General features: G+C 76.5%; 9 protein-coding genes. 7 read left to right on the top strand and 2 right to left on the bottom strand.

All coding sequences use genetic code 11. From position 1 onward, the window contains the following. Positions 1-128 precede the first annotated feature (128 nt). Positions 129-1,208: an SDR family oxidoreductase gene (locus WDV85_RS03800; RefSeq protein WP_339569346.1), complete on the top strand. Its 1,080-nt coding sequence runs from the start codon at positions 129-131 to the stop codon at positions 1,206-1,208. On the opposite strand, the gene WDV85_RS03795 is transcribed toward WDV85_RS03800, so the two are convergent. Next, positions 1,198-1,635, bottom strand: a complete 438-nt coding sequence (locus WDV85_RS03795; RefSeq protein WP_339569345.1) for a hypothetical protein — start codon at positions 1,633-1,635, stop codon at positions 1,198-1,200. The genes WDV85_RS03800 and WDV85_RS03795 overlap by 11 nt on opposite strands. Before the next feature lie 152 nt (positions 1,636-1,787). Here WDV85_RS03795 and WDV85_RS03790 point away from each other — a divergent pair, with 152 nt between their 5' ends. The 4 genes from WDV85_RS03790 to WDV85_RS03775 all read left to right on the top strand — a co-directional run bounded on the left by WDV85_RS03790 (position 1,788) and on the right by WDV85_RS03775 (position 7,046). After that, entirely contained in the window at positions 1,788-3,851 is a 2,064-nt protein-coding gene (locus WDV85_RS03790; RefSeq protein ID WP_339569344.1) for a PhoX family protein, read from the top strand. Between the two features lie 89 nt (positions 3,852-3,940). Further along, the gene (locus tag WDV85_RS03785) at positions 3,941-4,516 is read left to right on the top strand and encodes an ankyrin repeat domain-containing protein (RefSeq protein ID WP_339569343.1); all 576 of its coding nucleotides are present in this window, start codon (positions 3,941-3,943) and stop codon (positions 4,514-4,516) included. 143 nt (positions 4,517-4,659) lie between these two features. Beyond that, on the top strand, positions 4,660-6,312 hold the full coding sequence (locus tag WDV85_RS03780; protein WP_339569342.1) for a catalase: 1,653 nt from the start codon (positions 4,660-4,662) through the stop codon (positions 6,310-6,312). A 134-nt stretch (positions 6,313-6,446) separates the two neighbouring features. After that, positions 6,447-7,046 carry a GNAT family N-acetyltransferase gene (locus WDV85_RS03775; protein ID WP_339569341.1) on the top strand — a complete coding sequence of 200 codons (600 nt, stop codon included), beginning with the start codon at positions 6,447-6,449 and terminating at the stop codon, positions 7,044-7,046. 152 nt (positions 7,047-7,198) lie between these two features. Here the strand turns inward: WDV85_RS03775 and WDV85_RS03770 are convergent, their stop codons facing one another. Further along, complete coding sequence (locus WDV85_RS03770) at positions 7,199-8,485, bottom strand: MFS transporter (protein ID WP_339569340.1); 1,287 nt, start codon at positions 8,483-8,485, stop codon at positions 7,199-7,201. A 79-nt stretch (positions 8,486-8,564) separates the two neighbouring features. On the opposite strand from WDV85_RS03770, the gene WDV85_RS03765 reads away from it, so the two are divergent. Then, the gene (locus WDV85_RS03765) at positions 8,565-9,851 is read left to right on the top strand and encodes a threonine synthase (RefSeq protein ID WP_339569339.1); all 1,287 of its coding nucleotides are present in this window, start codon (positions 8,565-8,567) and stop codon (positions 9,849-9,851) included. Beyond that, positions 9,844-10,755: an alpha/beta fold hydrolase gene (locus tag WDV85_RS03760; RefSeq protein ID WP_339569338.1), complete on the top strand. Its 912-nt coding sequence runs from the start codon at positions 9,844-9,846 to the stop codon at positions 10,753-10,755. Before WDV85_RS03765 ends, WDV85_RS03760 begins: the two co-directional genes overlap by 8 nt. The last annotated feature ends 12 nt before the right edge of the window (positions 10,756-10,767 follow it).

Raw genomic sequence — 10,767 nt, 5'->3', positions numbered from 1 at the left:
CCCCCCCGCGGTGCGGTCGCGCGGTGCGGTCGCGGCCGGGCGCCCGCGGGGGCACGCTCGCGCCCAGGACGAGACCGAGGACGGGGCGGCCGGTCGGGTCGGCCGCGCCGGCCGGGCTGGAGGGCCGCATGAGCACGAGCACGAGGACCGCCGTCGTCACCGGGGGCACCGCGGGGGTGGGGCGGGCGACCGTCCGCGAGCTCGCCCGGCGCGGCTTCGACGTCGCCGTCCTGGCGCGCGGGCGCGCCGGCCTCGACGGCGCCGTCGCCGACGTCGAGGCGGCCGGGCGCCGCGGGCTCGCCGTCGAGTGCGACGTCGCCGACCACGCGGCGGTCGACGCGGCGGCCGAGCGCGTGGAGTCCGAGCTCGGCGCCGTCGACGTGTGGGTCAACTGCGCCTTCGCCGGCTCGCTCGCGACCTTCTGGGACACGACGCCGGAGGAGTTCGCGCGCATGACGGACGTCACCTTCGGCGGCCAGGTCAACGGCACGCGGGCGGCGCTGCGGCACATGCGCCTGCGGGACCGGGGCGTCGTCGTCAACGTCGGCTCGGCCCTGTCCCAGCGCGCCATCCCGCTGCAGTCGGCCTACTGCGCCGCGAAGCACGCGGTGAAGGGCTTCAGCGAGTCGGTGCGCGTGGAGCTCATGGCCGAGGGCAGCCGGGTCCAGGTGTGCCAGGTCATGCTGCCGGGCCTCGACACGCCCCAGTTCGACTGGAACCTCAGCCGCGTCGAGGGGCACCCCCAGCCGGTGGCGCCGATCTTCGCCCCCGAGGTCGCCGGGCGGGCGATCGCCTTCGTGGCCGAGCACCCGCGGCGGACGATGTGGGTCGGCGTGTCGACGGCCTACACGATCCTGGGCGAGCGGGTGGCCCCGTGGTTCCTCGACCGCTACCTGGCCCGCACGGGCATCAGCGGCCAGCAGGTGCACCAGGACCTGCCGCGCTACGGCTCCAACGTCTTCGAGCCGCGCGACGAGGACGCCGACCGGGGCGCGCAGGGGCCCTTCGGCGACCGCAGCTGGGGCCGCGACCCGTGGTCGGCGGCGTCGATGCACCGGGGGGCGGTCGCCACGACGGCCCTCGCCGGGGCGGGCGCCGTCGTGGGGGCGCTGCTCGTCCGGCGCTCCGAGGAGCGCTCGGGCGTGCGCCGCGCCCGCCGCGCGGCGCGGGACGCCGCCTCGCGGGCCGCGGCGGCCGTCAGCCGCTGAACGCCCGGCGGTAGCGGGCCGCGCCCCACGCGCACCAGGCGCCGGCGACCACCGCGTCGACGAGCGCGGCCCGCCGGCGCCGGACGTCGAGCAGGCCGAGGGCGAGCGCCGTCGCCGAGTGGACGCCGTCCACCGCCGCGCCGCCCCCCACGGCCAGGCGCGGCGGGAGCACCCGGCCGCCCGCCGCCTGGACGAGGTGGCGGGCGCCGAGGACGCGCAGGACCCGCCGCCCGCGCACGTCCGGGTCGTGGCCCGACATCGCCCGCTGCACGGCGTCGGGCGCGAGCAGGCACGTCGCGCCCCAGGCGGCCCGCAGCAGGTCGGGGACGACCGGCCGGTCCGGGCGCCCGCCGCGCCGGGAGCCTCGTCGGGACTCCCGCTGGAGGCGATGGTGGTGGACGGGGTCGGCGGTGCCGCGGCTGCTCACGCCGACAGGGTGCGCGCCGCCGGGGTCTTCCGCACCGGGACGCCCGGGGCAGCGTGGAGGGCCACGCGCAGCGACCAGTCGTCACCGCGCGTTCACGTGGTCGTCCCGTCGGCCCCGTCTGCCCGTCGTCACGGCCTCCCAGGGTGGGGCGCATGACGACGAACTGCTCGCACGAGACGTCCTCGGCCGCCCCCGCGCGGGGCCCGCGGCTCGCCCTGCCGATGCTCGGCCACACCCGCGGCTCGCGCTCGGCGCAGACGTGCCACTTCCGCTGCGGCGACGCCTGCCTCACGGAGAGCCCGAGCACGTCCAGCGCCCCGGCGTTCGAGCAGCTGGCGCAGCAGGCGATCGCCCGGCGCTCGCTGCTCGCGGGCCTGGGGGCGGCCGTCGTCGCGGGCGCGGCGCTCGCGCCCGACGAGGCCCGCGCGGCGGGCTCCGGTCGTGGGCGGGGCCGGGGCTCGCGCGCCGACGCCGCGGCGTCCGCCCCGGGCGCCCTCGCGCCGGCGGGCGCCCTGGCCGGCTTCGCGCCGGTGGGCCCGGTGGCCGCCGACGTGGACGACGTCGTCGTCCCCGACGGCTGGGACTGGCACTCGATCATCGCGTGGGGCGACCCGGTGGAGCGTGACGCGCCGGCCTTCGACCTCGACGCGCAGACGCCCGAGGCCCAGGCGAAGCAGTTCGGCTACAACTGCGACTACCTCACCGTGCTGCCGCTCGGCGGCTCGGGGAAGCGGGCGCTGCTCGTCGCCAACCACGAGTACACGAACGAGAACATCATGTACCCGGGGTACGTCGACGACGAGAGCCTGACGGTCGAGCAGCGGATGACGTCGATGGCCGCGCACGGCATGTCGGTCGTCGAGGTCCGCCGCGACGGGCCGGGCAGCCCCTGGCGCGCCGTCCCGTCCCGCTACGGGCGCCGCATCACGGCCTCGACGACGGAGTTCGCCCTCACCGGGCCCGCCGCCGGCAGCGACCTCGTGCGCACGAGCCGCGACCCCGAGGGCACCACGGTCGTCGGGACGCTCAACAACTGCGCCGGCGGCACGACGCCGTGGGGCACCGTCCTGTCCGGGGAGGAGAACTTCCAGGGCTACTTCCGCAACACCGCGACGCCGGACGAGCGCAACGCCGTCTACGGCATCAGCGACACCGGCCGCGGGTGGGACCTCGCCGACGCTCGCTTCGACCTCACGGAGGAGCCCAACGAGGTCAACCGCTTCGGCTGGATCGTGGAGATCAACCCCTACGACCCCTTCTCGACCCCTCGCAAGCACACGGCCATGGGCCGCTTCCGCCACGAGGGCGCGACGGCGTCCGTCGCCCCCGACGGGCGCGTCGTCTGCTACATGGGCGACGACACGGGCGGCCAGCACCTGTACAAGTTCGTCTCCCGCGACCGGGTGGCGAGGAACCCGCGCCAGGGGCGGGAGAACGACGTCCTCGAGCACGGCGACCTGCACGTCGCGCGCCTCGCCGTCGAGGGCGACCCCACGAGCGACTACGACGGCACCGGCGAGTGGGTGCCGCTGACGCGCGGCGGCCGCTCCATGGTCCCCGGCATGACGCTCGAGGAGGTGCTCGTCTTCACGCGCGTCGCCGCGGCCGCCGTCGGCGCCACGCCGATGGACCGCCCCGAGGACGTCGAGCGCAACCCCGTCACCGGCAAGGTCTACATGGCCTGCACGAACAACTCCGGCCGCCGCGAGCCGGGCGCCGCGAACCCGCGCGTGCGCAACCGCTACGGCCACATCGTCGAGATCACCGAGGCCGAGGACCAGACCTCCACGACCTTCACCTGGGCCCTGCCCGTCGTCTGCGGCGACCCGGGCGACCCGAGCACGTACTTCTCGGGCCTGCCGGCGTCCGAGGTCATGCCCATCGCGTGCCCGGACAACGTGGCCTTCGACGCCCACGGCGGGCTGTGGGTCTCGACCGACGGCCAGCCCGGCTCGCTCGACCTCGCCGACGCCCTCCACCACGTCGCCACCGACGGCCCCGAGCGCGGCAAGGTGCGCACCTTCCTCACCGTCCCCGTCGGCGCCGAGACGTGCGGGCCCGTCGTGGACTCGGTCGAGGGCAGCGTCATGGTCTGCGTCCAGCACCCGGGCGAGGTCGACGGCGCGAGCATCGAGAACCAGGTCTCGCGCTTCCCCTACGACGGCGAGGTCCGCGTGCCGCGGCCCGGCGTCGTGCAGGCGATCAAGCGCCGCTGACGGACGTCCGCCCGGCGCCGGGGGACGGGCGGGCGCGGCGGCCCGGTGACGACGCGCGCGTCGTCACCGGGCCGCCCTACGGTCGGGGCATGAGCCAGAGCACCCCGGACGACGCCGCTGCGGACGACACCGTCGCGGACAGCACCACGAGGGACAGCCCCGCGGCCGAGGCCCTGGCGGGCCACGGGCACGACGCCGAGCCCCCGGCGCCCGGCACCAGCCCCACCGGGCCGCAGGAGGCCGCGGGGGAGAGCGCGTCGGCGGTCGCGGACCTCACGCCCGAGGAGCTCGCCTTCCTCCACGGCGTCTTCGACGCCGCCCGCGAGGGCCGCGCCGCCGAGCTCGCCGAGGTCGTCGACAAGGGCGTCCCCGTCGACCTCACGAACTCCTCCGGCGACACGCTGCTCGTGCTCGCCGCCTACCACCAGCAGCACGACGCCGTGCGCGTGCTCCTCGAGCGCGGGGCCGACGTCGAGCGCACCAACGACCGGGGGCAGTCGGCGCTCGCGGCGGCGGTCTTCCGCCAGGACGAGGCGGTCGTGCGGACCCTGCTCGCGGCGGGGGCCGACCCGGAGCGCGGGCCGAAGTCGGCCGTCGAGACGGCGCGGGTCTTCGAGCTGCCGGAGATGCTCGCCCTGCTGCAGGACCCGTCGCTGCGGGCCTGACGCGCGTCGCCGCAGGGGTGCCGCGACGGCGCCCCGTGGGCTAGGTTGGAACGAGTCCAGACAAGAGCCGGGGTGGCACGAGCCGCCCACCGGGGCCCGCCGCGCGGCGCCGCCCCGCGGCGAGGTCCGAGGAGAGGACAGCGATGACGACGACGAGCGACCGCACCGCGCAGGGCGAGCAGCCCGTGCTGACCAACCGCCAGGGCCACCCGGTCTACGACAACCAGAACCAGCGCACCGTGGGCTCCCGCGGCCCGGCGACGCTCGAGAACTACCAGTTCCTCGAGAAGATCAGCCACTTCGACCGCGAGCGGATCCCCGAGCGCGTGGTCCACGCCCGCGGCACCACGGCCTTCGGCCACTTCGAGGCCACGGGCACGTGGGGCGACGAGCCGATCGCGCAGCACACGCGCGCCAAGCTCTTCAGCGAGGCCGGCAAGAAGACCGACCTGGCCATCCGCTTCTCCACGGTGGCCGGCGGCCGCGACTCCTCCGAGGTGGCCCGCGACCCGCGCGGCTTCGCGGTGAAGTTCTACACCGAGGACGGCAACTGGGACCTCGTCGGCAACAACCTCGCGGTCTTCTTCATCCGCGACGCCATCAAGTTCCCCGACTTCATCCACAGCCAGAAGCCGGACCCGGTCTCCTTCGAGCGCCAGGTGCCCAACCGCGTCTTCGACTTCATCTCGCAGACCCCCGAGGCCATGCACATGGTCACGCTGGTCTTCGGCCCGCGCGGCATCCCGGCGTCCTACCGGGAGATGCAGGGCTTCGGCGTCAACACCTACAAGTGGGTGAACGCCCAGGGCGAGACCAAGCTGGTCAAGTACCACTGGATCCCGCAGCAGGGCGTGAAGTCCTACACCGGGGCCGACGCCGCCGTCGTGCAGGGCTCCGACCTCGGCTCGCACACGCGCGACCTCTACGACGCGATCAACCGCGGCGACCACCCGAAGTGGGACCTGTACGTCCAGATGATGGACGACAACGACCACCCGGAGCTCGACTTCGACCCGCTGGACGACACCAAGGTCTGGGACGAGAACCGCTTCCCGCTGGGCAAGGTCGGCACGATGACGCTGACCGGCGTCCCGCAGGACTTCTTCACCGAGAGCGAGCAGATCGCCTTCGGCACCGGCGTCCTCGTCGACGGGCTCGACTTCTCCGACGACAAGATGCTCGTGGGGCGCACGTTCTCCTACAGCGACACCCAGCGCTACCGCGTCGGGCCGAACTACCTGCAGCTGCCGGTGAACTCGCCCAAGGGCGCCCGCGCCGCCACCAACCAGCGCGACGGCGCCATGGCGTACCTCGTCGACCGCCCCGAGGGCGTCAACCCGACGGTGAACTACGAGCCGTCGATCATCGGGGGCCTGCGCGAGGGCACCTACCCGACGCACGACGAGCAGGGCCCCGAGATCACCGGGCGCCTCACCCGCAAGCGCATCAACCGCACGAACGACTACCTGCAGGCGGGCCAGCGCTACCAGCTGTCCGAGCAGTGGGAGAAGGACGAGCTCGTCGCCAACCTCGTCGACGGCCTCTCCGCCTGCGACCGGCCCATCGCCGAGCGCATGGTGTGGCACCTGCTCATGTGCGACGACGAGCTGGGCAACCGGGTGGGCGAGGGCGTCGGCATCACGGCCGACGACGTCCGCGGCCTGGAGCCGCTGGCCACCCAGACGCTCACCGAGGACGAGCTCGAGCGGGCCCGCAACCTCGGCAAGAACGGCCCCCGCGACGTCACGGGCCTGAAGATGACGCACGCCGTGCCGAACGAGCGCGTCGCGCGCTGACCCGCCGCGGCCCTCGTCGGCCGCAGCTCCCGCACCACCAGCTCGACCCGCAGGCCGCGCCGGACCCCCGGCGCGGCCTGCGGCGCGTCCACCCCCCGACGGGCCGCCGCGGTGGCGCGGGCATGCTCCGTCGTGTGACGACGACGCGAGCGGCCGGCGAGGCGGTCGACGGCGGGGCGACCGGGGCTGAGGCGACCGGGGCTGAGGCGACCGGGGTCGGGGCGGCCGGGGCCGGGACGACGGCGGCTGGGACGGACGGGGTGCGCTGGGTGGAGACGGCGTGGGAGGACCCGCGCGCGCAGGCCCTCCGCGACGCCATGGACGCCGAGATGGGTGTGCGGTACGCCGACGTCGAGGACGTCTTCTCCACGCTCGTCATGCCGCCCGGCACGGCGTGGCTCACGACGTGGGTCGCGCTCGACGGCGAGGAGCCCGTCGCGACGGCGACCCTGCGGTGGCTCGGCGAGGGCCCCGGCCGGCTGGCTGAGGTGAAGAAGGTCTACGTCGCGCCCGCGGGGCGCCGTCGCGGCCTGGCGTCGCAGGCGCTGCGCCGGGTCGAGGCCACGGCGCGGTCCCTCGGCGTCGACCGGCTGCACCTGCACACGGGGAGCCTGCAGCCCGAGGCGATCGCCCTCTACGAGCGCGAGGGCTGGGAGCAGGTTCCCGTCTTCGCGCCGTACGACGTCCTGCCCGTGAGCGTCTGCTTCACCAAGCCCGTCCCCGCCGCCCCCTGACCCACCCCACATCCCGGCACTTCGTCGTCAGATCGCCGTCCGAGGGCGCCTTTCCCTCGCACTTTGTCGGCGAAGTGCCCTGCAGGGGCGCCCTCCCACGGCGATGTGTCGACGAAGTGGCGAAACCGGGCGCTCCGTCCGGCGATGTGTCGTCAGAGTGCGGAGGCGCGGGCGGCGCGGCCGCTGCTGACGGCGACGGCGCCGACCCCCAGCACGAGCACGACGAGGGCGCCGACGACGACGAGCAGCGGCGCCGTCCACGCGCCCGTCGCGTCGTGCACCGCGCCGAGCGCGAGGGGGCCGAGCGAGGCCAGCGCGTAGCCGCCGCCCTGGACGAGGGCGGACGTGCGGCGCGCCTGCCGGTCGTCGCCGGACAGGCGGACGACGAGCACGAAGACGATGGTGAAGACGCCGCCCTGGGCCGCGCCGCCGAGCGCGGCCCACAGCAGCCACCCCTGCGGCGCGAGGAGCAGGCCCACCGGGAAGGCCACCCAGCAGGCGCCGACGAGCGCCAGCACCCGGTCGGGGGCCGTGCGCTGCAGCAGCGCCGGCACGCCGAGGGCGCCGACGACGGCGAGCACCTGGAACACCGACGAGGCCGCCCCGGCCGCGGCCGGGCTCTGGCCGAGGCGGTCGGCGAGGAGCGTGGGCAGCCAGGCCGTGAGGCCGTAGTAGGAGAACGCCTGGGCGCCGAAGCCGACCGTGAGGACGGCAGGAGCCCACGCCGGCCGGTGGAGCGCCGCGGGGGCCGCGGGCTCGTCGCCGGCGCCGCGCTCGCGCGGCGGGTCGACGGGCAGCGGCGCCCGGCGCACCGTCGCCGCGCCCCACAGCAGCGCGCCGAGGACGGCGAGCACGGCCCACGACGTCGTCGCCGCCCGCCACCCGAGGAGCTGGGCGAGCGGCTCGGTGCCGAGGGAGGTGAGCATCGAGCCCACGTTGAGCGCGGCGGTGTAGGCGCCGGTCACCGTGCCGGACCGCGACGGCGGCACGGAGCGTCGGATGATGACGGGGACGACGATGTTGCCGACCGTGATGGCCGTGCCGATGACGGCCGTGCCCGCGAGCACGAGCTCCGTGCCGCCCGAGGCCCGCAGCACCGTCCCGGCCGTGACGCCGGCGAGGCACCACCAGACCGCGGCGGCGGGGCCGACGCGCGCGATGAGCGCCGAGGCCAGGGGCGCCGCGACGGCGAAGCAGACGACGGGGATCGTCGTGAGCAGGCCCGCCGCGGCCGGGTCGAGGCCGAGGTCCTCGGTGAGCCGCCCGAGCACCGGGGCGACCGCGACGATCGGCCCGCGCAGGCTCAGGGCGACGACGAGGACGGCGGCGACGACGAGCGTGGTCCTCGGGGCGGCGAGGGCGGCACGGTCCGGCGCCCCCGACGTCGCGGCCCGCGCCGTGCCCCCCGCCGAGCTCTCCGTCGTCCCGCGCGCCGCCACCCGGCCATCCTGCCCGCCGGCAGCGGGCGCCCCGGACGGCGTCGGGCGCTCGGGCGCCCGACGGGGCCAGGATGGCCGGGTGAGCGACGACGCCGGACGTGACGCCGGACCCACGGAGGGGCGCGCCTGGAGCACCCTGTCCCACCTCGAGTGCCCGCGGTGCGGGGACCACCTCGACGCGTCGGTGCACCAGGGCCTGTGCCCGCGGGACGGCTCGCCGCTGCTCGCCCGCTACGACCTGGCGCGCGTCGCGGTGACCCGCGAGGAGGTCGAGCGGCGGGCGCCGGACCTGTGGCGCTACCACGAGCTGCTCCCCGTCCAGGGGCCCGAGGGCGTCGTCACGCTGGGGGAGGGCATGACGCCGCTGCTCGCCGCGCCGCGCCTGGCCGCGGACCTCGGCGTCGGACGGCTGCTCGTCAAGGACGAGGGGCTGCTGCCCACCGGCTCCTTCAAGGCGCGGGGTGCCGCGGTCGGCGTCTCGCGGGCCCGCGAGCTCGGCGTCCGGGGCCTCGCGATGCCGACCAACGGCAACGCCGGCGCGGCGTGGGCCGCGTACGCCGCGCGCGCCGGGCTGCCGCTCCTCGTGGCGATGCCGGTCGGCGCGCCGGCCATCACGCGCGCCGAGTGCGTCGCCGCCGGTGCGCAGCTCCACCTCGTCGACGGGCTCATCAGCGACGCCGGGAAGCTCGTCGCGGCGGCCGTCGCGGAGGACCCGGACCGGTGGACCGACGTCGCCACCCTCAAGGAGCCCTACCGCATCGAGGGCAAGAAGACGATGGGCTTCGAGATCGCCGAGCAGCTCGGCTGGCGGATGCCCGACGTCGTCGTCTACCCGACCGGTGGTGGCGTGGGGCTCATCGGCATCTGGAAGGCGCTGCACGAGCTGCTCGAGCTCGGGTGGGTCAGCGGGCGGATGCCGCGGCTCGTCGCCGTCCAGGCGACGGGGTGCGCGCCGATCGTGCGCGCCTTCGAGGCCGGCGCCGAGGTGTCCGAGCCCTGGGTCGACGCGTCCACCGTCGCCTTCGGCATCACGGTGCCGAAGGCGCTCGGGGACTTCCTCGTGCTGCGGGCCGTGCGCGAGACCGGCGGGACGGCGCTCGCCGTCGACGACGACGAGCTGCTCGCCGAGCTGCAGCACGTCGGCTCGCTCGAGGGCCTCGTGCTGTGCCCGGAGGGCGCGGCCGTCGTCTCCGCCGTCCGGCGGCTGCGCGGATCGGGCTGGATCGGCGCCGACGAGGAGGTCGTCGTCCTCAACACGGGCGCCGGGATCATCTACCCGGAGGCGCTGCCCGTCCGCGTCGGCGACGGCCCGGGCGAGGTGCCCGTCGTCGCGAAGGACGGCCGCCTGGAGGTGCGTCGTGGCTGAGACCCGCGCCGAGGGCGCCGAGGACGAGGGCACCGGGACCGGAGGGGCGCAGCCCGCGCTCGAGGACGTCGTCCTCGACCTGCCCGTCGGGCCGGTCCCCGTCCTGCGGTCGCGGCCCGCCGGCGACGTCGTCGGCCGCCTGCTCCTCGTGCCCGGCTACACCGGCGGCCGGGTCGACCACCGGCTCCTCGTGCCCGAGCTGGCCGCGCGGGGCGTCGACGCCGTGGCGCTGACCCAGCGCGGGCAACCGGGCGCCGTGCGGCCGGAGGGGGAGGGCGCCGACGTCGAGGAGGCGGCGCGCTCCTACGCGCTGCCGCTGCTGGCCCGGGACGTCCACGACGCCGCCGCCGCGCTCGCGGCGCTCGACGACGGGTGGGCGGCGCCGGTGCACCTGCTGGGCCACAGCTTCGGCGGCGTCGTCGCCGGCGAGGCCGCGCTGCTCGACCCGTCGCGCTGGCGCGGTCTGGTGCTCCTGTGCTCCGGCCCGCACGGCTGGCCGGGGCGGATGGCCGACCAGGTCGCCGTCCTCGAGCGCGAGGGCACCGCCGCGGCGCTGTGGGCGCACCTGGCAGCGCCCGAGGGGCTCGAGCCGCCGCCGGACGGGGCCGCGGCGGCGTGGCGCGAGCGGGTGCTCGGCACGTCGCCGGGGCAGCTGCTCGCCGCGGCGCGGGTGCTGGGGTCCCACGAGGACCGGTCGGACGCGCTGCGCGGCACCGGCCTGCCGGTGCTCGTCGCCCACGGCGAGACCGACGCCGCGTGGCCGCAGGAGGACCAGCGCGCGATGGCGGAGCGGGTCGGCGCGGCGTACGCCGTCCTGCCGGGCGGCCACTCGCCCAACGAGGACGCGCCGGCCGCGACGGCGGCGCTGCTGGCCGAGCGCGTGCGGGGCGCCGCGGGGGACTGAGCAGGGGTGCGC

Source organism: Pseudokineococcus sp. 5B2Z-1, assembly GCF_037482305.1.
Taxonomy (GTDB): Bacteria; Actinomycetota; Actinomycetes; order Actinomycetales; family Quadrisphaeraceae; genus Pseudokineococcus.
Note: the sequence above shows the minus strand (reverse complement) of the source record. Positions and strands in the feature narration are given on the sequence as shown.